The sequence below is a fragment of the Tropicibacter sp. S64 genome, assembly GCF_049803835.1.
Classification (GTDB): domain Bacteria; phylum Pseudomonadota; class Alphaproteobacteria; order Rhodobacterales; family Rhodobacteraceae; genus Pacificoceanicola.
Genome location: NZ_JBNAGK010000005.1, coordinates 228,928 through 248,984, shown reverse-complemented (window position 1 = coordinate 248,984; position 20,057 = coordinate 228,928). Strand labels below are relative to the sequence as shown.

Here is a 20,057-nt window from a genome sequence, read left to right as displayed (position 1 = left end):
CGGGATACACTGTCTCTTTACGCTATCCCTTGCAGGAAATTCGCCTTATGATTTTGTTGTCTGCAGCCGAATGAACGGATTTTTGGGCATTTGGCAGTGCGCATGAGTGGCAATACGGAGGGATCGCAATGCCGATGGATACGGACTCCCTGGATACGTTCGACCGGGCAATCCTGATGGCGCTGGCCGAGGAAGGCCGTATCTCCGTTACAGAATTGGCCCGCAGGATCGGTTTGTCAAAGTCTCCGACCCAGGCGCGGCTGAAGCGGCTGGAGGAAAGCGGCGTGATCCGGGGGTATCGGGCCATTCTGGACCCGATCCGGCTCGGGCTCGATCACGTGGCCTTTGTCGAGGTGCGGATGAGCGACACGCGGGAGGCGGCGCTGGAGGCGTTCAACAAGGCGGTCGCGGCGATCCCGGAGGTGGAATCCGCGCATCTGATCGCCGGGAATTTCGACTACCTTTTGAAGGTGCGCACCGCCGACATGCGGGCCTATCGGCGGGTTCTCGCGGAGAAACTGTCGACCCTGCCGGGGATTTCGCTGACCTCCACCTATGTCGCCATGCAGGCAGTCAAGGATGACGGTCTCGCGGATGTGACTTGATCGGAGGCGGTGCTGTGGCAGGCTGGACGGCATGTGGAAGACGCTGATCGTTCTTTGCGGCCTGGCTGGCCCTGCTTTCGCAGATGGCTGCCCCGTCGCGCCGGAGGTGGAGGCCGCGCAGGCGGACGTGCTGCTCGGGCTGCAGGCCGCGCCGGACTACATGACGGCGCGGGGTCTGTCGGCGCAGCTGTGGGACCTCTGGCTGCAGGCACCGGACGAGGCCAGCCAGCGGATGCTGGACGAAGGCATGGCGGCGATGCGTTCGGCGGATTGGGTGCGGGCGGAGGCGCGGCTGAACGCGCTGGTCGGTTACTGCCCGTTCTATGCGGAAGGCTACAATCAGAGGGCGTTCACCGCTTATCTGCAAGGGCATTATCTCGCGGCGCTGCCCGATCTCGATGAAGCGTTGAAGATCAACCCCGGCCATGTCGCGGCGCTGGCGGGGAAAGCGCTCACCCTGATGAAGCTGGGGCGCGAGGCGGACGGGCAGCGGGTGCTGCGCGACGCGTTGGCGCTCAATCCTTGGCTGCCGGAGCGCGGGCTTCTGAAAGAGCCAGAGGGCGAGAAATTGTAAGGCGCTGGGCAAGTTGCGTGAATTGACGCGAAGACCCGGCTCGCTTAGGATTATGAGGTATTTTTCCGAAAGGCGTTCGCCATGTTCAAACGATTTTTGCTTGCGGCCGGTGTGGTCCTGAGTGCCGGGTCCGTCAATGCGGCCACCCTGATGCACGAATTCACCTTCGACAACACCGATTTCGTCGGCGTCAGCGGCACGATGATCGGCAACACCTACGTCTCCGGCGGGCAGGCGCATTTCGACGGGGCGGGGGATTACATCGACCTCTATGGCTACCTGATCCCCACGGAAGGTGCTGATTTCTCCGTGGTGCTGACCGCGACGGCGACGCTTCCGCTTTCCACCAACTACATGGAGATGGTCAGCCAGGGCAAATCCGGTGGCGGCTTCTACATCGGCCATGGGACCGGCTCGAGCGCGAACAACACGCGGCAGATGCGGCTGACCGACAATCACATCAACAGCGGTGTGCTGATGCCGAGCGACGGGCTGGCGCACACCTACGTGCTGACCTCCGGAAACGCGTTCGGCACGAAGTTCTACATTGACGGCACCGAGGTGTTCTCCGGTTCGGAGCTGAACCTCGCCCCCTCGACGGCCACCGGCGCGACGCAGACCCGCCTCGGGGCGCAGTTCCAGGGCTTCGGCGAATATTTCCGGGGCAGCATCGACTATTTCGCGGTCTACTCGGGCGAACTCGCGAACGGTATGGTTCCGACATCCGAAGTGCCGCTCCCGGCCTCCCTCCCGCTGTTGCTCGCCGGTCTGGGTGGTGTGGCCGCGCTGCGCCGCCGCCGCGGCTGAGCGGCGCATTCCATCTGTACTTCGCCGCCGCGCTTGGTAGACAGGGGCGGCTGGCCCGCGTGGTGGAATGGTAGACACAGGAGACTTAAAATCTCCAGGCCCTGTGCCGTGCCGGTTCGAGTCCGGCCGCGGGTACCAGCGTTTCTTCGTCAGCAGCGGATGCGGGCGGGCCGGTGCGCCGCCGGAAATCCCGGCTCGACTGTGGCGCTCCAGCGGATAAAGTGCCGCCGCGAACACAATCAGAGCGAAGCCCCATGTCCAGAGTTGAAGAAATCACGCGGGAAATCGACCGCCTGCAAGCCGAATTGGATGCCGAAACGGCGCGGCGGGCCTGCGACGGGTGCTTTCGGATGAAGGGCGGCAAGCCGCATTTCGATGCGCAAACGAAGGCGGAGCACCGCAAGCACAAGGTCACGCTCAGGGAGTTGCGCCACCGCACACCGATCGGGCAGCTGCTGACCGGGCCGGTGATCTTCAGCCTGATCGTGCCGTTTGTGATCATCGACCTCTGGGTGACGCTTTATATGTGGATCTGCTTCCCGGTCTACGGCATCCCGCTGGTCCGGCGCAGCGCCTTCGTGAAGATCGACCGGCATCTGCTGGCCTATCTCAATGTGTTCCAGAAGATCTACTGCGCCTATTGCGGCTACTGCAACGGCGTCGTCGCCTATGTGCGCGAGGTGGCGGGCCGGACCGAGGCCTTCTGGTGCCCGATCAAGCACGCGACGAAGGTGGCCGGAGCGCATCCGCGCTACGCGGGGTTCCTCGATTACGGCGACGGCAAGGATTACATCGCCCGGCTCGATGCCTCCCGGGAACGCCTGAAGGACGCCGGGCCGGAGTGAGTTGCGGTGACGGTGAGCAAATTTTTAGACTAAAAATTTTCTCACCGTCACCGCGTGGCGTTCAGCAATACCGCTCCGGCCCGATCCATTGCGCGTCGTTGTAGCGGTCTCCGTGAGCCCAGCCGACCGGCAGGATGGCGTCGATGCGGCGCAGGTCCTCCTGAGACAGCACCGTGTTGGCCCCCTGGACCAGTTCCCGGAAATGGCTGACGGAGCGGGTGCCCGGGATCGGCAGGATGTGCGCGCCTTGCGCCAGCAGCCAGGCGATGGCGAGGCCGGACGCGGGCAGGCGCATCTCGGCGGCGAGGGCACGGAACGGCTCGGTCAACGCGAGGTTCGCCGACAGGTTCGGCTCCTGAAAACGCGGCGCGGATTTCAGGAAGGGCAGGCTCGGGATGATCTCGGCGCTGAGCGGCGTATCGGTCAGCAGCGAGCGGCAGACCGGCGAGAAGGCCACCAGCGTCGTGCCAAGCTCCGCGCAGGTCTGTACGAGGCCGAGTTCGGGAAAGCGGGTGGCGAGCGAGTATTCCGACTGCACTGCCGCAACCGGGTAGACCGCATGGGCGCGGCGCAGAGAGGAGGGGGCAATCTCGGAAAAGCCGATCTGCTTGCATTTGCCCTTGGCCACCAGCCTGCCCATGGTCTCCGCCACCGCCTCGATGGGACGGGAGGGGTCGCGGCGGTGGACGTAGTAGAGGTCGACGCAGTCGATCCCGAGCCGCTGCAGCGAGGCGTCCAGCATGGCTTCCAGATGCTCCGGCGAATTGTCGAAGCAGCGGTTGCCGTCCTTGTCCGTGGTGATCCCGCCCTTGGTGGCGATGTGGAAGTGATCGCGGGCCGCCGGATTGTCCTTCAGATAGGCGCCGATGGCGTTTTCCGACCGACCATTGCCGTAGACGTTGGAGGTGTCGATATGGGTGACGCCCGCCTCGATGGCCGCGTCCAGGATGGCCCAGGAGTTTTCCTCGGTCGTCGGCCCGTAGAACTCGGCAAAGGACATGGCGCCAACGCCAAGGCATGAGGTTTCGGGGCCGCCCTGGCCGATCGTGACCTGTCTCATCTGGATGTCTCCGGGGATTGTCGTTTGCGCGGAGGGTAGGGCGCGGCGCGCCGGGCGTCCATGGCCGTCAGGCGTTTTTCCGCGCGTCGATGGCCGCGATGGCGGCGGCGATGGCGTCCTCGATGCTCAGCGCCGAGGTGTCGATCAACACCGAATCCACCGCCGGTTTCAGCGGCGCGTCCGCGCGGTTCATGTCTCGCTCGTCACGCTCCTTCACGTCGCGCAATACGTCGTCAAAGCGGGTGTCGTGCCCGCCAGTGACCAACTCGCGAAAGCGGCGCTCGGCGCGGACCTCGGCGCTGGCGGTGACGAAGAGCTTGGCCTCCGCCTCCGGGCAGATCACCGTGCCGATGTCGCGCCCGTCGAGCACCGCGCCGCCGGATCGCCGGGCGAAGGCGCGCTGGAAGTCGGTCAGGGCAGCGCGGACCTCGGGAATGGCGGCCACCTTCGACGCCGCCTGTGCGACGTCGGGGGTGCGGAGGGTCGGGTCCGACAGGTCCTCCGGCGTCAGCGCCTCGGCGGCGGCCAAGGCCTCCACCCCGTCCAGCACCTTGCGCCCCACGGCACGGTAGAGCAGCCCGGTGTCGAGATGGGCAAAGCCGTAATGCGCGGCCACGGCCTTGGAAATCGTGCCCTTTCCGGCGGCGGCGGGGCCGTCGATGGCGATGGTGAAGCGCATGGCGTCTCCTTTCCGGTGTCAGTCGGCGTCGTAGACGAAGGCCGGGGAGAAGCTCGGACCACCGGTCTTGCCCGCCTCCGCGACAATCTCCAGCAGCGGCCAGTCATCGTCATACTCGTCCGGGCTGGCCTCCGCGCTCTCGCGCAGGTCTTCGAGTTTCTTCAGGCGGACATCGCTCTCCGCCAGCACGTCGAGCAAGGTGCGCAGCGCCTCCTCCGGCGTGCCGGGGCAGGCGGCGAGGGTCACCTCGCCCGCGTAGGGCTCGCCGCCCTCCATGGACGGGTCGTAAACGTCCAGCACGGCGACGCTGACGCCGGAGGCCACATCCGCCCCCCAAGGCTCGAAACTGTAGGCGGGGGTGCTGACCGGGCCGTCCTTCGCCTGCGCGGTGAGGTCCGCGATGTCGGCAGGGAAGGGGAAATGCTCGTCGAGGTAATCGGCGAGCGGCCCGGCATGGCCGATCCGCAGCAGGCGGCAGCTCTGGTCCGCGATGACCTCCAGCACCTCCTCCAGCGCTTCGGCCAGCGTTTCGGCATAGTGCACGAAGAGCCGGGCATCGCCGCCATACGACCCGCTTTCGGCGGTCTGCAGCGGGCCAAGCGGATCATGGAGGTGGAGGCTGACGTAATAGGGGGTCATGGGGCGGCCTGTGTGCGGCGTCGGATCAGGAGAACCCGGCCAAAGGTGTAGGCGGCGGTGAGCGCGCCGACCACCAGCTTGGCCGAGGTGACGGTGGAGAGGGACAGGACGCCCGGATCGGCCATCGCGCTGTCCCGCGTGGCGGCGTCGGTCAGCGGCAGCGCCGCGCGCAGATCCCCGAGGTAGGTCAGCAAGAGCGCGTTCTCCGCAAGATCGAGCCCGGCATAGGCGAGGATCGACAGGATACAGAGCCACATCGGCCGCGTCGCCTTCAGGAGCCAGAGGCAATAGAGCAGGATGAACACCGGATCGACCCATTGCAGCAGCCCGAGGTACAGATCGAAGCTGTCCGGGGCCTCGTAAAGCGCCAGGGTGAAGGCGAAGAACTGCCCGGAGGTGTAGCTGCCGAAGTGCATCTGCGGCAGGAAATACCCGGTGAGCGGCCCGACAAGGCGATACAGGGTGATCCACTGGACCAGCAGAACCACCAGCGCCAGCGCCCCGATGGCGTGGACGCGCAGGTCTTCGGGCTTCGGCGTCATCCGCTGCGCTCGATGATCGCGCCAAGGTCGGCCATGAGGGTCTCGAAGATCGGGAAGGAGGTGGCGATGGGTTGACCGTCATCCACGGACATCGGCGCCTCGGTGGCGAGACCCATGACGAGGAACGACATGGCGATGCGGTGGTCGAGGTGGCTTTCGGCGGTGATGCCGCCAGGCACGTCGCCGAAGCCGCGGCCGTGCACCGTCCACCAATCCTCGCCCTCGTCGACGGCGATTCCCGCCGCACGCAGGCCGGTGGCCATGGCGTCGATGCGGTCGGATTCCTTGACGCGCAACTCCTTGACGCCGGGCATGTGGGTCTTGCCGGTCGCAAAGGCGGCAACGACGGAGAGCACGGGGTATTCGTCGATCATGGACGCGGCGCGCTCGGCGGGAACCTCGATCCCCTTGAGATCCGGGGAGAATTTCGCCCGCAGATCGGCCACCGGCTCGCCGCCTTCCTCGCGCATGTTCTCGAAGGTGAGATCGGCGCCCATGTCCTGCAAGGTGAAGAACAGCCCGGCCCGGGTCGGGTTCAGGCCGATGTTCGGGACAAGCACGTCCGAGCCTTCGGTGATCAGCGCGGCACAGACCGGGAAGGCGGCGGAAGAGGGATCGCGCGGCACGACGATGGTCTGCGGGCGGAACTCGGGGCGGCCTTGCAGGGTGATGACATGGCCGTCGGGCGTGGTCTCGGTGGAGATCGTCGCGCCGAAGCCCGCGAGCATCCGCTCCGAATGGTCGCGGGTGGCTTCACGCTCGATCACCACGGTCTCGCCCGGCGCGTTGAGTCCGGCGAGCAGCACGGCGGACTTCACCTGCGCCGACGGCACAGGCGTGGTGTAGGTCACGGGCAGCGGGTCCTTCGCCCCGAGGATGGTCATCGGCAGACGGCCCTGCGAGCGGCCATAGGCGCGCGCCCCGAACAGTGCCAGCGGATCGGTCACCCGGGCCATCGGCCGCTTGTTGAGCGAGGCATCGCCGGTGAAGGTCGCGGCGATGGGCGAGGTCGCCATCGCGCCCATGATCAGCCGCACCCCAGTGCCGGAGTTGCCGCAGTCGATGACGTTGGACGGCTCGGCAAATCCGCCCACGCCGACGCCGTGGATGTGCCAGGTCCCGCCCTTCTTCTCCACCGCCGCACCAAAGGCCTGCATCGCCTTGGCTGTGTCGAGCACGTCCTGCCCCTCGAGAAGGCCGGTCACCTTCGTCTCGCCGACGGTCATCGCGCCGAGGATCAGGCTGCGGTGCGAGATCGACTTGTCACCGGGCACATGCGCCTCGCCCCGGAGCGGGCCGCTCTTGCTCGATGTCATCGGGATGGGTGTGCCGTGCGCAGACATGAAACCTCCTCAAACTGCTCCGGGGCGTGATAGACGCTGCGCGTGTGAGCGTCCAGAGACCGCGTCTTCTTTGGTCCGCAAATACCTGGGGGCTCCGGGGGCAAAGCCCCCGAAAGAAAATTTTCCCCGAAAAATTTTCCCCGCGCTCAGCCGAGCTTGCGGAATGTCAGGTAATGGGGCACGCGCCCCTCGCGCAGGGCCTTCTGCTCGTAGCGCGTCGAAGTCCAGTCAGACCAGGGCTGCCGCCAGTCCTGCGGACCGTTCGCCAGCCATTCGAATCCGGCTTTCGGCACTTCCTCCAGCGTCTGGCGGACGTAGTCGGGAATGTCCGTTGCCACGCGGAACTCCGCGCCGGGCTTGAGGGCGCGGTGCAGCGGCCCCAGATGCTCGGGCGTCACGAAGCGGCGACGGTGATGTTTCTTCTTCGGCCAGGGATCGGGATAGAGCAGGAAGGCCTTGTCGAGCGAGGCTTCGGGCAGCACGTCGAAGAGGTTGCGCACGTCGCCCGGGTGGACGCTGACATTCGTAACGCCGGTGTCACGCAGTTTGGTCAGCAACATGGCGACGGCATTGAGGAACGGCTCGCAGCCGATGATGCTGACGTCCGGGTAGGTCTGCGCCTGGTGTACCAGATGCTCGCCGCCGCCGAAGCCGACCTCGAGCCAGACCGGCCTGCCGCCGAAGCGCTTTGCGAGGTCGAGCGGCTTGCGGTCCGGGTTCACGTCCCAATCAACCGGCCCCGGGGAGAGCGCGTCGAGGTCTTCCTCGAGGAACTGCACCTGGTTGGGGCGCATGGTCTTGCCCTTGATGCGGCCATAGAAATTGCGCCAGGGCGCATCGGGATGTTTGTTGGACGTGGTCATGGCGGCGCTCTTAGCCCGGGGCAGGGGCGGGAGGCAAGGCTCGCCTGTGGTGGCCGGTCCGGCGGTGCGATTGGCGCGGTGCTGCCGAGGTATTTGGGGACCAGAGAAACAGGGGTTGCGGCTCGGCGTCCGGCGTTGTGCGCGGCCCTGGTGAAGGAGGGTGCGATGCCCCCGCAGCGGCGGGCTGCTGCTGCCCCGTTTCCTTCGGGCGGGCTTCGCTCCCGGGACCTTCAGGGGGTGATCCGGCCGGAGGTCGGGAAGGGGGCGGGAGCCCCCTTGCCCTTCGTGGTCGTCAGACGGCTTTCTTCAGCGCCTCGACAAGGTCGGTGCGCTCCCAGGAGAAGCCGCCGTCCGCGTCTGGCTCGCGGCCGAAGTGGCCGTAGGCCGCGGTGCGCTGGTAGATCGGCTTGTTCAGCTCGAGGTGCGTGCGGATGCCGCGCGGCGTCAGGTCCATGACCTGCGGGATCGCCTTTTCGATGGCCGCCGCCGCAACGTCCTCGGTGCCGTGGGTGTCGACATAGATCGACAGCGGGCGGGCGACACCGATGGCGTAGCTGAGCTGCACCGTGCAGCGCTCCGCCATGCCTGCGGCCACGACGTTCTTGGCGAGGTAGCGGGCGGCGTAGGCGGCGGACCGGTCCACCTTGGTCGGATCCTTGCCGGAGAACGCGCCGCCGCCGTGCGGAGCCGCGCCGCCGTAGGTGTCGACGATGATCTTGCGTCCGGTCAGCCCGGCGTCGCCGTCCGGTCCGCCGATGACGAACTTGCCGGTCGGGTTGACGTGCCAGACGGTCTCGTCCGTCAGCCAGCCCTCCGGCAGGACTTCGGTGATGTATGGCGCGACGATGGCGCGGATGTCGTCCGAGGACAGAGCCTCGTCGAGGTGCTGGGTCGAGAGCACCACGGAGGTCACGCCCACCGGCTTGCCGTTCGCATAGCGCACGGAGAGTTGGGATTTGGCATCCGGGCCAAGCGCCGGTTCGGCGCCGGATTTACGCACTTCGGCCAGCCGCCGCAGGATCGCGTGGGCGTACTGGATCGGCGCGGGCATGAGCGCCTCGGTCTCGTTCGTGGCGTAGCCGAACATGATGCCCTGGTCGCCGGCCCCCTCGTCGCCGCGCTCGCCGGTCACGCCTTGCGCGATATGCGCCGACTGCTCGTGCAGCAGGTTGGTGACTTCCACGGTCTCGTGGTGGAACTTGTCCTGCTCGTAGCCGATGTCCTTGATGCAGGCGCGGGCGATCTCGTCGATCTTGCCCATGTACTCCGTCAGCTTGTCCTGGTCGGTCAGGCCGACCTCACCGCCGATGACGACGCGGTTGGTGGTGGCGAAGGTTTCGCAGGCGACCCGGGCCAGCGGATCTTCGGCCAGGAAAGCATCGAGCACCGCATCGGAAATGCGGTCGCAGACCTTGTCCGGGTGGCCCTCCGAGACGGACTCGGACGTGAAGGTGTAATTCTGACGGGACATGAAAGTGCTCCATTGGGGGTTCTCCGTCACGCCAGGAAGCCGTTGTGACGGGATTTGAATGTGGATGCGTTACGCGGGTGGCGCGGCGGGGTCAACGGGATTTGCGGGATTCGGCGAGAAACAGCGATCCCAGTGCGGCGATGAGGAGTACAAGCCACGGCAGGTCGCCCGTGCGCGCGTAGGGCGTCACGCGGAGCGGGGGCGGCAAGGCTGCGTCGAGGTATCCGGCCTCGCCCAGCGGCAGCGCCGCGAGGATGCGCCCGCCGCCGTCGATCACCGCCGAGACGCCGGTATTGGCGGCGCGCAGCAGCGGCAGGCCCTGCTCGATGGCGCGGATGCGGGCCTGCGCGAGGTGCTGATAGGGTCCGGACCGCGTGCCGAACCACGCGTCGTTGGTGATCTGGAGCAACACGTCCGGCCGCTCCGGCGCCCGGTGGACGTCCTGCGGAAACACCGCTTCGTAGCAGATCAGCGGCAACGCCTTGCCGAGCGGGCCGAGGTTGATGATCTGCGGGCCGGGCCCGGCGCTGTAACCGCCTTCGGCGCGGGCGGCGAGGCCCATGATGTTGAAGCGGGCAAAGAGCGATGCAGCAGGCATATACTCGCCGAACGGGACGAGGTGGTGCTTGTCGTAGACCTGAGCCACGTCGCCATATCCGTCGAGGACGGCGAGGGAGTTGAACCAGCCCACCCCGTCGGTGCGCTGGATGCCGACGATCACAGGCGCACCCTGCGCCGCTTCGGTGATCTCGGCGAAGACGCCGGAGGCGTTGTGCAGCAGCGTCGGCACGGCGGTTTCCGGCCAGACGATGAGCGACGGGCGCGGGCCGCCGTCTGCCGGCGCGGCAGCGGTGAAGTCGAGTTGCCGTTGGAAGAAGATCGGGATCAGGTCCCGGTTCCATTTCTCGTGCTGGGCCGCGTTGGGCTGGATCAGGCGGACGCCGGGTCGGCCAGTCAGGTCCTGCGGCGGCGGTGTCAGCGAGAGGCCGCCGCCGAGCAGCAGGGCAAGCGCCAGCACCGGGGCGGCGAGGGTCCGCAGCGTGGGCGCGGCAAAGGCTCGGGCCGCGAGCGCGGCGGCGGTCAGCGTGGCGAGGGTCAGCCCGTGCGGGCCGATCACCGACACCCACTGGATCGCCGGGGACGGCTCCCAGACGTAGCCCACCAGCCCCCAGGGAAAGCCGGTCAGCACGTAGGCGCGGGCGAGTTCTGCGGCGCTCCACCACAGCACCAGCTTCGCGGTGCGGTGGTGCCGGGCCTGGGCCGCGCCCCAGAAGGCCAGCCCCCAGAACAGCGCCAACCCGCCCGCAAGGCCGATCAGCCCGAACGGTGCCATCCAGCCGGTCTCGGCGGCATCGACGAAGAACGGCTCGACGATCCATCCCATCGACAGGCCGAAGAAGCCGAGGCCGAAGGCCCAGCCGGTGCTGGCGGCGGTGGCGCTCGTGGCGCTGCGGGTGAACAGCCAGACAATGCCGGTCAGCCCGGCAAAGGCGACATACCACAGGTCGTAGGGCGCAGCCCCCAGCCCCATGAGCACACCGAACACCAGCGCAAGGGGCAGCCGCATCCAGCGCGAGAGCGGGCGCGGCCGGCCCGGGGCGGTGTCGGTCATCTCAGGCCTCGGGGCGATCCGCAGGTCGGGGCGCGGTCTGGGCCGCAGGGACCGGGGTGCCGGGCAGGCGTACGCGCAGCCGCTTGATCCGGCGCGGATCGGCGTCCACCACCTCGAAGTCTATGCCCTCCGGGTGCCGGACGACCTCGCCGCGCGCGGGCACATGGCCGGCCAGCATGAAGACCAGCCCGCCCAGGGTGTCGATCTCCTCCTCGTCGATTTCCTCGTGCTCGGTCAGGGTCATGCCCAGCTCCGCCTCGAAATCGGTGAGGGGGGTCTTGGCGAGCGCGAGGTAGCAGCCGCTCTTCTCGCGGGTCCAGAGGTCCGCCTCTTCGGTGTCGTGCTCGTCCTCGATCTCGCCGATGACCTGTTCGATCAGGTCCTCGATGGTCACCAGCCCGTCCACGCCGCCATATTCGTCGATCACCAGCGCCATGTGCCGCCGCTCGGTCTGCATCTTGGTCAGCAGCACGCCAATCGGCATCGACGGCGGCACGAACAGCAGCGGGCGCACCATGCGGCGCAGGTTGAAGCGCTGGCCGGTGCCGTTGAAGCCGTGGCTGAGCGCGAAATCCTTGAGGTGGGCCATGCCGATCGGGTTGTCGAGCGTGCCGTCGAACACCGGAATCCGGGTCAGCCCGCTGTCGCGGAACACCTGCACCAGATCGTCCTTGGTGATGGTCACCGGGACGGCGACGATCTCGGCCTTCGGGATGGCCACGTCCTCGACGCGCATGCGGCGGAGGTTGATCATCCCGTGCCGGGGCGGCTGCGGAACGTAGGTGGCGGTGCCGTTGGTGCCAGGGCCGGTTTCGGCCTCGCCTCCGACCCAGCCCATCAGCCGCCGCAGGAAACCGGGGCTGCCGGCGTCGGTTTCGTTTTGGTCACTCGTGTCTTGCGCGCTTTGCGCCGCGTTAGACGAATCGTCGCTGTCGCCCATCGGTCCTGTTCTTGTCCGTTTCGGTTTTCTGGCCCCGCGGGCCGTCTCTCTACAGCCCCTGCGGGCCGTCCGTCTCTCTATATGGGTCCGGCAGGCCCATCTTGCCAAGTATCGCGACCTCCAGCCCTTCCATGAGCGTGGCATCCGCGTCACGGACGTGATCATAGCCCAGCAGATGTAACACTGCATGAACGATCAGGTGGGTCACGTGATCGGCAAGGGGTTTGCCCTGTTCCTGCGCCTCGCGTTCGCAGGTCTCGAAGGCGATGGCAATATCGCCAAGCTCGTCCATCTCCGGTTCGAGCGGATCGCCGCCGGGCTCTTCGGCGCTCAGGTCCTCGGATGGCCAGCTGAGCACGTTGGTCGGCGTCGGCTTGCCCCGGAACTGGGCATTCAGCTCGGCGATGCGGGCATCGTCACAGCCGAGCACGGCGATCTCGTGCCCGGTCTCGATGGCGAGGTGGTCCATGACGGCCCGTGCAGCCCGTTCCGCCAGCGCCGGAAGCGCCGCCGCCTCCCAGCGGGCATCCTCGAGGATGGTGTCTGTCAGCGCGTGGTCCTGCATGGATGTCCTTTCGGCTGCGGCCTGTTTGTCATGGCCCGCCCTTCGGGATAGTCTTGACGGGTCGGGTAACCATTCGGCCCGCATAACGATTCTTTTGTCCGAGGGCATAGCGATGAAATACATATCTTTGACAGCGGCGGCCATTGCGTTCCTGCCTGTTGCAGCACAGGCGGCCACCGTCGATCTCTCCGGGTGGACCGAGAACGGCCTGCGCGGCAACAACGGCGCCGGCGACTGGACCGTGCAGGGCGTGAACAATGACAGCGTCTATCAATCCACCAACGGCGCGCCGACCGTCTTCTTCGATCCGGGATCGAACGCGCTTGGCCAGACGCTGGCGGGCACGATCTTCGTCAACACCAGCGCCGACGACGACTTCATCGGCTTCGTGCTGGGCTACTCCGACGGCGAGTTCAACTCCACCAGCGCGGATTTCTGGGTCATCGACTGGAAGCAGATCGCCCAGACCATCAATGATTCCGGGGTGTCCCGAAACGCGCCCGCGGGGCTTGCGTTGAGCCACGTCTCCGGCAACATCGCGGCCACCACGAGCACCTACGGCGGGCTCTGGGGGCATGACGAGGTGGTCACGGAAGTGCAGCGCGGATCGTCCCTCGGCGGGACCGGGTGGAATGATTTTACCACCTACACCTTCGAGCTGACCTATACCTCGTCCCTGATCGAGGTGAAGGTGAACGGCGTGACCGAGCTGAGCTACACCAGTGCCATGAACGGCGCGGCGTTCACGGCCGGGGCGTTCGGCTTCTACAATTCGTCGCAGGACGATGTCCGCTATGCCGGGATCACCGAGGAAGCGGTGGTGCCGCTGCCCGCCGCCCTGCCGCTGCTGCTGGCCGGTCTTGGCGGCCTCGGGCTTGTGGCGCGGCGCCGGCGGGGCTGAGCGCCACCCCGGACAACGCAAAAGGCGCACCGTGTCGGGTGCGCCTTTTCGATTCCGGTGACACCGTGCCTCAGGCCGGGCGTTCGGCGTCCTTCTCGTAGGCCTCGATGATGGCGGCGACCAGCGGATGGCGCACCACGTCCTTCGAGGTGAAATAGTTGAACGAGATCTTCGGGATGCTGTTCAGCAGCCGTTCCGCATCCGCCAGACCCGAGGGCATGCCGCGCGGCAGGTCGATCTGGGTCCGGTCCCCCGTGATGACCATGCGCGAGCCCTCGCCGAGGCGGGTCAGGAACATCTTCATCTGCATCGACGTCGCGTTCTGCGCCTCGTCCAGCACCACGAAGGCGTTCGACAGCGTGCGCCCGCGCATGAAGGCCAGCGGCGCGATCTCCACCGTCTTCTCCTCGATCATCTTCGCCAGCTGCTTGCCGGGCAGGAAGTCGTTCAGCGCATCATAGAGCGGCTGCATGTACGGATCGACCTTGTCCTTCATGTCGCCGGGCAGGTAGCCGAGCTTCTCGCCCGCCTCCACCGCCGGACGGGACAGGATGATCTTGTCCACCGCGCCGGTGATCAGCATGTTCACGCCCACAGCCACCGCCAGATAGGTCTTGCCGGTGCCCGCCGGGCCGATGCCGAAGGCAAGCTCGTTCTGGAACAGGGACCGGACATAGGCCTTCTGCGCGTCCGTGCGCGGCTCCACCAGTTTCTTGCGCGTCTTGATCTCGACCTTGCCGCCGCCGAACATTTCCAGCTGACTGCCGGACGCATCGTCGTCGTCGTCATGCAGGCGGAACTGCCGGTCGATCTCGCCCGAACCGACCTCGCGGCCCTGTTCGAGGCGTTCGTAGAGGGCGCGGAGCACCTCCGTCGCCTCGGCCTGGGCCTCGGGCTCGCCATGCACCGCGAGCATGTTGCCACGCCGCAGGATCTGCACGCCGGTCCGGCTCTCGATGTCGGTGAGGTTGCGGTCATACTCGCCGCACAGATCAATCAGCAGACGATTGTCAGGGAATTCAAGGATGGCTTCGGTCAGGGTCGCCGTGGTCACGCATCTCTCCTGCGAGGGGTGTTTGTCTAGATATGGTGCCAAGTGCGCGAGAGTCGCGCAAGGCTTGAGCGCCGATTGTCACGCTCTTGAAACGAAAAAGGCCGCGCATTGGTTGCGCGGCCTTCGAAACAAGCATGTGAGCGGATCAGAGCGGGTCGCCGATGATGCTGGTCGAGCCCTGCTTGAAGTCGCCCTTGATGTAGGTCGGCGGCGCGGTGCCGGAGCAGACCGGCTTGCCGTACTTGTCGAGACGGGCGGAGAGGTAGCCCTCGACGCCGTCGTCGATGATCCAGTGGTCGCAGCCGTTCGGATCGACCCAGATCCCGGCCTGCATCTTGCTCAGGCCGTCCCGGTCGAAGGACTGCCGGTCCTGGCTCTTGTCCGGTCCGACCGGGTCACAGGCGGCAAGCGCGGCGATCAGGCCAAGCGCGGCGAAGGGTTTGAACATGGTCATGGAAAATGGTCCCTTCAGCGAATGCAGATGACTTCGACACGGCGGTTCTTGGCCATGCCGGCGCGGGTGCCGTTGGAGGCCACGGGCCAGCGTTCGCCATAGCCGCGCACGTCCACCACGTTTGCCCCGACGCCCTTGGCGACGCGGGCGACGGCCATGGCACGGTTGAAGCTGAGCCGCATGTTGTAATCGTCCGAGGCGCGGCTGTCGGTATGGCCGGTGATGACATAGGCCTGCGCCGCGGCGGAGCGGAAGAACTCCGCAAGCTTGGCCTTGCCGGCGCTGGAAATCTTGTAGCTGTCGGTGGCAAAGAACTGGTCGGTGTTCATCACCCCGCAGGTGTTGCCGCGGTTGCACACGGGCAGCCCGTTGCGGTCGAGGTGCGCGTCCATGTAGCCTTCGACGCCATCATCCATGACCCAGTGCTCGCAGCCGTCCGGGTCGATCCAGATGCCCGGGATGTACTGCTCGCCATCGCCGCTGGTGGCGTTCTGCGTGGAAATGAACGGTGTGCGCCCGGTGGTCCCTTCGGCAAAGCCCGGCGCGGCCGAGATCCCCGTCAGGGCCGCAAGCGCAAGCGCACCGATGGCCTTGGAAAAACGTGTCGCCACAGCCTCTGTCCTCTTGATATGTGTTTCCCCCTGCGTGCAGGTCCCCGATTGGCAGCAGGGGGCACGCAAATTTACTATAATCAACACATTAGCAAACAATACCCGCGTGTGAAGCGAAAAGCAGGGGCGCGGGAGCCGGAATCGAAAACATTTCCGGCTCTACGTGTCCCGCCTTGTGGACAATCCCAAGCCCGCTTGCGGATCAGGCGGTTGCGGGTTCCACGGCGCGGATCAGGTCACCCTTGAGCGAATTCGGCCCGGAGGAGACGATTCGCACCTGTGCCAGATCGCCGGGCTGCAAACCCTCTGCGGCGACATGCACCGCGTGCAGGTATTCCGACTTGCCGACCATCTGGCCCGGCAGGCGGCCCGGCTTTTCGAAGAGCACCGAGACGTCGCGGCCGACCATGGCGTCCTGAAGGTCGCGTTGCTGCTTGGTCAGCAGGGCCTGAAGCCGTTGCAGGCGGTCGTCCTTTTCCGCTTCCGGGACTTGCGGACGCTCGGCGGCAGGGGTGCCGGGGCGTTCCGAATACTTGAAGCTGAACGCGGAGCCGTATTTCACCGCGTCGATCAGCGCCAGCGTTTCCTGGAAGTCCTGCTCCGTTTCCTCCGGGAAGCCGACGATGAAATCGCCCGACAGGTGCAGGTCCGGACGGGCGGCGCGCAGGCGCTCGATCAGCCGCAGATACTGCTCGGCGGTGTGCGAGCGGTTCATCCGCTTGAGGATCTTGTCGCTGCCCGCCTGCACCGGCAGGTGCAGGTAGGGCATCAGCTTCTCGCATTCGCCATGCGCTGCAATCAGCGCGTCGTCCATGTCGTTCGGATGCGAGGTGGTGAAGCGGATGCGGGCGAGGCCGTCGATGGTCGAAAGCTCGCGGATCAGGCCCGCAAGCCCGCCGTCGTGGCCGTGGTAGGCGTTGACGTTCTGCCCCAGAAGGGTGATCTCGCGCACGCCACGTTCCACCAGATCGCGGGCCTCCGCCATGACCCGCGCCGCCGGGCGCGAGACTTCCGCACCCCGGGTATAGGGCACCACGCAGAAGGCGCAGAACTTGTCGCAGCCTTCCTGCACGGTGAGGAACGCGGTCGGGCCGCGTTTCGCCTTCGGGCGGGCCTTGAGGTGCTCGAACTTGTCTTCCTCGGGAAACTCGGTGTCGAGCGCCTTCTTCCCGGCCTGCGCCCGCAGGGTCAGCTCCGGCAGGCGGTGGTAGCTCTGCGGGCCGACGACCAGATCGACCATCGGCTGACGCCGCATGATCTCCTCTCCCTCCGCCTGTGCCACGCAGCCCGCCACGCCGATCTTCAGGTCGGGCTTTGCGGCCTTCAGCCCCTTGTACCGGCCCAGTTCGGAATAGACCTTCTCCGCCGCCTTTTCGCGGATGTGGCAGGTGTTGAGCAGGATCATGTCCGCGTCATCGGGGCTGTCCGTCTGGACATAGCCCTCTCCGCCCATGGCCTCGGCCATGCGCTCGCTGTCGTAGACGTTCATCTGGCAGCCATAGGTCTTGATGAAGAGCTTCTTGGTCATGGCGTGTCCTGTCGGTCGGCGGCGGGAGGGTGCGCATGATTTCAGACCAAGATCATGCGCACCGGCGATGTCAGGGGCCGCAGATACCCCGAATCCCCGGTCTCTTGCAATGCACGAGATTTTCACGGAGTCTGTGCCAGAACGCCGGGCAAGAGAGCCGCCATGCGATATTCCACGCTTCGACATTTCCTCGACACGGACCGGGCCGCGCTGACGCGTGGGCCCGTTGCCATGATCTTTGCCGAGGATGACGTGGAACTGGCCACCACCCTGCGCCACCACCGGCAGCTTGGCTTCGAGACGACGATTGCCTTCATGGAAGGCCGCTATGCGCTTCCGGCTGACCTGCGCCAGAAGGTCATCCGCATCGACTTCAACCCCCGCACCGAAGGCATCGTGCAGGACTGCGTGAGCCAGATCAACGCCGCCGCACCGGGCCAGTGGCTCTATTACTGTTACAACGCCGAATACCTGTTCTACCCCTTCTGCGAGACGCGGCGGGTGTCGGAACTGCTCGCCTTCCACGCGGAAGAGCGGCGGGACGCGATGCTGACCTACGTGGTCGACCTCTACGCCGGGGACCTGCACCGCTGGCCTCTGGCGGTGTCCCTCGACGACGCGCATATCGACCGCTCGGGGTATTACGCGCTGGCCCGGACCGATCCGGAGAACCACAATCACCCCAAGGAGCGGCAGCTCGACTTCTACGGCGGCCTGCGCTGGCGCTACGAGGAGCACATCCCGAAGGACCGTCGCAAGATCGACCGCATCGCCCTGTTCCGGGCCAAGCCGGGCCTGCGGCTGCGCGAGGATCACACCCTGTCGGACGAGGAATACAACACCTATGCCTGCCCGTGGCACAACAACCTGACGGCGGCGATCGTCTCGTTCCGCACCGCCAAGGCGCTCAAGACCAACCCGGGCAGCACCTTCGACATCCCGACCTTCAAGTGGCACAACTCCGTGCCGTTCGAATGGCACTCGCGGCAGTTGCTCGATCTGGGATTGATGGAGCCGGGCCAGTGGTTCTGACCCGGCCCCGGGGTGTCAGCCGAAGTCCTCGGTGACGATGCGCCGCTCCGGCACGCCGATCTCGTCCAGCGCCGTCTGCATGGCCTCGATCATCGGATCGGGACCGCAGACGTAGCAGGGGCCGTCGCCGACCAGCCCCTTGAGCATATCCGCGTCGATCATGCCGCGGGCCAGATCGCTCTGCGGTTCGTCCGTGACCGTGTAAAAGGTCCGCAGCCCCGGCATGCCCTCGAACTCGTCACGCAGGATGATGTCCGCCTCGCTCTGGTTCGAGAACACCAGCGTGTTGCCGTCCAGCGTCCCCTTGTCCGCCAGCTTGGCCCTGAGGATGGAAATGAACGGCGTCACCCCGGCGCCACCGGCGATGAAGGTGCCGTCGCCCTTGTCCTCGATCGCGCCCCAGGGGTCCTCGATCAGAACCCGCTCCCCGGGCTCCAGAGACGCGATTTGCCTGGTCACGCCGTCGTGCGCCGGGTAGGACTTGATGGTGAACTCCAGCCGGTCTTCCTGCGGCAGGCTGGTAAAGGTGAAGGGGCGTTTTTCCTCCCGCCAGCCGTCCCGGTCCAGGGCGAGGTCGGTCGCCTGTCCGGGGGTGAAATCGAAGCCCTCGGGCTTGTCGAAAACGAAACGGTTGACGTCGTGGGTGATCTTGTCGCGCGATTGCAGCGTCAGCGTATGGGTCATTGCGGTCTCCTGTCGTTTGCAGGGAGAACGCGGGGCCCGCAACGCGGTTCCGTCAGCCGCCGTAGGTGCAGAGCGTCGCGTGCCCGTCGCTGGCGCTCAGCAGCACGCCATTCTCGAAGGTCGCATGGGTGTAGGACCCTTCGCTGCCATAGCTCAGGCAGGCCTGATCCCAATTGTCCGGGTTGCGCTCGTAACCCGCCTCTGTCCCGGCGATGGTGAAGACCTGCTCTTCGGTCATGCCGGGTGTCAGTTGCCGGGCCAGGCCGGAGGCGGCGGCGGTGGCAGGAGACGACCCGCCCGCCGGACCTTCGGTGCAGCCGGTGAGCGCGAGGGCGGTCAGGGCGGTGAGGGTCAGGCGGAGCATGGCGTTTCCTTTCGGATCAGGTCAGAGGTTGTCGTACTGCGGCATGCCGAGGACGTGGTAGCCGCCGTCCACCCGGACGATCTCGCCCGTGGTGCAGGCGCCCGCGTCGGAGATCAGCCAGACAGCGGTGCCACCCACGGCCTCCAGCGTGGCATTGCTGCCCAGAGGCGCATTCTCGTCCGTGTGCTTGTAGGTCCGCCGCGCCCCGCCGATGGCCGCGCCCGCAAGGGTTTTCATCGGACCGGGAGAGATGGCGTTGACGCGGATTCCGTCGCGGCCGAGGTCATTGGCGAGATAGCGGGTGGCAGACTCCAAAGCAGCCTTCGCCACGCCCATCACGTTGTAATTCGGCGTCACGCGGGTCGAGCCCATGTAGGTCAGCGTCAGCAGCGTGCCGCCTGCGGTCATCAGGGGATGCGCCCGGCGGGCGATGTCGATGAAGCTGAAACAGGAGATATCAAGCGAGTTCTTGAAATTGGCGCGGGAGGTGTTGAGGATGCGGCCCTGCAACTCGGTCTTGTCCGAGAAGGCGATGGCGTGCACAACGAAATCCAGCCGGTCCCACCGCTGCCCCAACGCCTCGAACGCCGCATCGAGCGAGGCATCGTCGGTCACGTCCACGTCGACCATGAAGTCGGACCCGACGGAGGCCGCCAGCGGCTCCAGCCGCTTGCCGAAGGCTTCCCCCTGATAGGTAAACGCCAGCTCGGCTCCGGCCTCGGCACAGGCCCTGGCAATGCCCCAGGCGATGGAGCGCTCGTTCGCCACGCCCATGATCAGGCCGCGTTTGCCGTTCAGTGAAATCGTCATGTGCCCCTCCGGCGTTTTGGGTTTACCTGAACGGATTGCGACAATTGGTCAAGACAATGTCCTGAGAAACATGC

Annotated in this window: 23 protein-coding genes, 1 tRNA gene and 1 riboswitch; of the genes, 7 read left to right on the top strand and 17 right to left on the bottom strand. The window is 66.3% G+C overall.

Going from position 1 to position 20,057, the window contains the following annotated elements:
• Positions 1 to 134: 134 nt before the first annotated feature.
• The 5 genes from ACP159_RS10380 to ACP159_RS10360 all read left to right on the top strand — a co-directional run bounded on the left by ACP159_RS10380 (position 135) and on the right by ACP159_RS10360 (position 2,831).
• The gene (locus tag ACP159_RS10380; RefSeq protein WP_425099617.1) at positions 135 to 605 is read left to right on the top strand and encodes an Lrp/AsnC family transcriptional regulator; all 471 of its coding nucleotides are present in this window, start codon (positions 135 to 137) and stop codon (positions 603 to 605) included.
• 31 nt (positions 606 to 636) lie between these two features.
• Complete coding sequence (locus ACP159_RS10375) at positions 637 to 1,179, top strand: tetratricopeptide repeat protein (RefSeq protein WP_425099616.1); 543 nt, start codon at positions 637 to 639, stop codon at positions 1,177 to 1,179.
• Positions 1,180 to 1,260: 81 nt separating this feature from the next.
• Positions 1,261 to 1,986: a LamG-like jellyroll fold domain-containing protein gene (locus tag ACP159_RS10370; protein WP_425099615.1), complete on the top strand. Its 726-nt coding sequence runs from the start codon at positions 1,261 to 1,263 to the stop codon at positions 1,984 to 1,986.
• A 53-nt stretch (positions 1,987 to 2,039) separates the two neighbouring features.
• A tRNA-Leu gene (locus ACP159_RS10365) sits at positions 2,040 to 2,124 on the top strand.
• A gap of 116 nt (positions 2,125 to 2,240) precedes the next feature.
• Positions 2,241 to 2,831: a hypothetical protein gene (locus ACP159_RS10360; RefSeq protein ID WP_425099614.1), complete on the top strand. Its 591-nt coding sequence runs from the start codon at positions 2,241 to 2,243 to the stop codon at positions 2,829 to 2,831.
• Between the two features lie 61 nt (positions 2,832 to 2,892).
• Here the strand turns inward: ACP159_RS10360 and ACP159_RS10355 are convergent, their stop codons facing one another.
• The 10 genes from ACP159_RS10355 to ybeY all read right to left on the bottom strand — a co-directional run bounded on the left by ACP159_RS10355 (position 2,893) and on the right by ybeY (position 12,545).
• Positions 2,893 to 3,891 (bottom strand): aldo/keto reductase, encoded by a 999-nt coding sequence (locus ACP159_RS10355; RefSeq protein WP_425099613.1) that lies wholly within the window; start codon positions 3,889 to 3,891, stop codon positions 2,893 to 2,895.
• Between the two features lie 67 nt (positions 3,892 to 3,958).
• Positions 3,959 to 4,570, bottom strand: a complete 612-nt coding sequence (locus ACP159_RS10350; protein WP_425099612.1) for a (d)CMP kinase — start codon at positions 4,568 to 4,570, stop codon at positions 3,959 to 3,961.
• 18 nt (positions 4,571 to 4,588) lie between these two features.
• Positions 4,589 to 5,209 (bottom strand): hypothetical protein, encoded by a 621-nt coding sequence (locus tag ACP159_RS10345; RefSeq protein WP_425099611.1) that lies wholly within the window; start codon positions 5,207 to 5,209, stop codon positions 4,589 to 4,591.
• Positions 5,206 to 5,751 carry a hypothetical protein gene (locus tag ACP159_RS10340; RefSeq protein ID WP_425099610.1) on the bottom strand — a complete coding sequence of 182 codons (546 nt, stop codon included), beginning with the start codon at positions 5,749 to 5,751 and terminating at the stop codon, positions 5,206 to 5,208. Before ACP159_RS10340 ends, ACP159_RS10345 begins: the two co-directional genes overlap by 4 nt.
• Positions 5,748 to 7,094, bottom strand: coding sequence for a 3-phosphoshikimate 1-carboxyvinyltransferase (gene aroA / locus ACP159_RS10335; RefSeq protein ID WP_425099609.1), 1,347 nt, complete (start codon positions 7,092 to 7,094; stop codon positions 5,748 to 5,750). Before aroA ends, ACP159_RS10340 begins: the two co-directional genes overlap by 4 nt.
• 146 nt (positions 7,095 to 7,240) lie before the next feature.
• The gene (trmB, locus tag ACP159_RS10330) at positions 7,241 to 7,957 is read right to left on the bottom strand and encodes a tRNA (guanine(46)-N(7))-methyltransferase TrmB (protein WP_425099608.1); all 717 of its coding nucleotides are present in this window, start codon (positions 7,955 to 7,957) and stop codon (positions 7,241 to 7,243) included.
• 292 nt (positions 7,958 to 8,249) lie between these two features.
• On the bottom strand, positions 8,250 to 9,428 hold the full coding sequence (metK, locus tag ACP159_RS10325; RefSeq protein ID WP_425099607.1) for a methionine adenosyltransferase: 1,179 nt from the start codon (positions 9,426 to 9,428) through the stop codon (positions 8,250 to 8,252).
• A 5-nt stretch (positions 9,429 to 9,433) separates the two neighbouring features.
• Positions 9,434 to 9,482: riboswitch (SAM-SAH riboswitch) on the bottom strand.
• Between the two features lie 37 nt (positions 9,483 to 9,519).
• Positions 9,520 to 11,040 carry an apolipoprotein N-acyltransferase gene (gene lnt / locus ACP159_RS10320; protein WP_425099606.1) on the bottom strand — a complete coding sequence of 507 codons (1,521 nt, stop codon included), beginning with the start codon at positions 11,038 to 11,040 and terminating at the stop codon, positions 9,520 to 9,522.
• A gap of 1 nt (position 11,041) precedes the next feature.
• Positions 11,042 to 11,980 (bottom strand): hemolysin family protein, encoded by a 939-nt coding sequence (locus ACP159_RS10315; protein WP_425099605.1) that lies wholly within the window; start codon positions 11,978 to 11,980, stop codon positions 11,042 to 11,044.
• Positions 11,981 to 12,029: 49 nt separating this feature from the next.
• A complete protein-coding gene (gene ybeY, locus ACP159_RS10310; RefSeq protein WP_425099604.1) occupies positions 12,030 to 12,545 on the bottom strand; it encodes an rRNA maturation RNase YbeY in 516 nt (171 codons plus the stop codon).
• 112 nt (positions 12,546 to 12,657) lie between these two features.
• Here ybeY and ACP159_RS10305 point away from each other — a divergent pair, with 112 nt between their 5' ends.
• Positions 12,658 to 13,446: a VPLPA-CTERM sorting domain-containing protein gene (locus tag ACP159_RS10305; RefSeq protein ID WP_425099603.1), complete on the top strand. Its 789-nt coding sequence runs from the start codon at positions 12,658 to 12,660 to the stop codon at positions 13,444 to 13,446.
• 70 nt (positions 13,447 to 13,516) lie between these two features.
• Here the strand turns inward: ACP159_RS10305 and ACP159_RS10300 are convergent, their stop codons facing one another.
• The 4 genes from ACP159_RS10300 to miaB all read right to left on the bottom strand — a co-directional run bounded on the left by ACP159_RS10300 (position 13,517) and on the right by miaB (position 17,093).
• Positions 13,517 to 14,500 (bottom strand): PhoH family protein, encoded by a 984-nt coding sequence (locus ACP159_RS10300; protein ID WP_425099602.1) that lies wholly within the window; start codon positions 14,498 to 14,500, stop codon positions 13,517 to 13,519.
• Between the two features lie 145 nt (positions 14,501 to 14,645).
• Positions 14,646 to 14,954, bottom strand: a complete 309-nt coding sequence (locus tag ACP159_RS10295; protein ID WP_425099601.1) for a hypothetical protein — start codon at positions 14,952 to 14,954, stop codon at positions 14,646 to 14,648.
• A 14-nt stretch (positions 14,955 to 14,968) separates the two neighbouring features.
• The gene (locus tag ACP159_RS10290; protein ID WP_425099600.1) at positions 14,969 to 15,565 is read right to left on the bottom strand and encodes an OmpA family protein; all 597 of its coding nucleotides are present in this window, start codon (positions 15,563 to 15,565) and stop codon (positions 14,969 to 14,971) included.
• 202 nt (positions 15,566 to 15,767) lie between these two features.
• The gene (gene miaB, locus ACP159_RS10285) at positions 15,768 to 17,093 is read right to left on the bottom strand and encodes a tRNA (N6-isopentenyl adenosine(37)-C2)-methylthiotransferase MiaB (protein ID WP_425099599.1); all 1,326 of its coding nucleotides are present in this window, start codon (positions 17,091 to 17,093) and stop codon (positions 15,768 to 15,770) included.
• 162 nt (positions 17,094 to 17,255) lie between these two features.
• Here miaB and ACP159_RS10280 point away from each other — a divergent pair, with 162 nt between their 5' ends.
• Positions 17,256 to 18,125, top strand: coding sequence for a hypothetical protein (locus ACP159_RS10280; protein WP_425099596.1), 870 nt, complete (start codon positions 17,256 to 17,258; stop codon positions 18,123 to 18,125).
• A gap of 15 nt (positions 18,126 to 18,140) precedes the next feature.
• Here the strand turns inward: ACP159_RS10280 and ACP159_RS10275 are convergent, their stop codons facing one another.
• The 3 genes from ACP159_RS10275 to ACP159_RS10265 are packed head-to-tail and all read right to left on the bottom strand — an operon-like array spanning position 18,141 to position 19,983.
• Positions 18,141 to 18,809 carry an FAD-binding oxidoreductase gene (locus ACP159_RS10275; protein ID WP_425099594.1) on the bottom strand — a complete coding sequence of 223 codons (669 nt, stop codon included), beginning with the start codon at positions 18,807 to 18,809 and terminating at the stop codon, positions 18,141 to 18,143.
• 52 nt (positions 18,810 to 18,861) lie between these two features.
• On the bottom strand, positions 18,862 to 19,173 hold the full coding sequence (locus ACP159_RS10270) for a hypothetical protein (protein ID WP_425099592.1): 312 nt from the start codon (positions 19,171 to 19,173) through the stop codon (positions 18,862 to 18,864).
• A 21-nt stretch (positions 19,174 to 19,194) separates the two neighbouring features.
• Complete coding sequence (locus tag ACP159_RS10265; protein ID WP_425099591.1) at positions 19,195 to 19,983, bottom strand: enoyl-ACP reductase FabI; 789 nt, start codon at positions 19,981 to 19,983, stop codon at positions 19,195 to 19,197.
• Between the last annotated feature and the right edge of the window lie 74 nt (positions 19,984 to 20,057).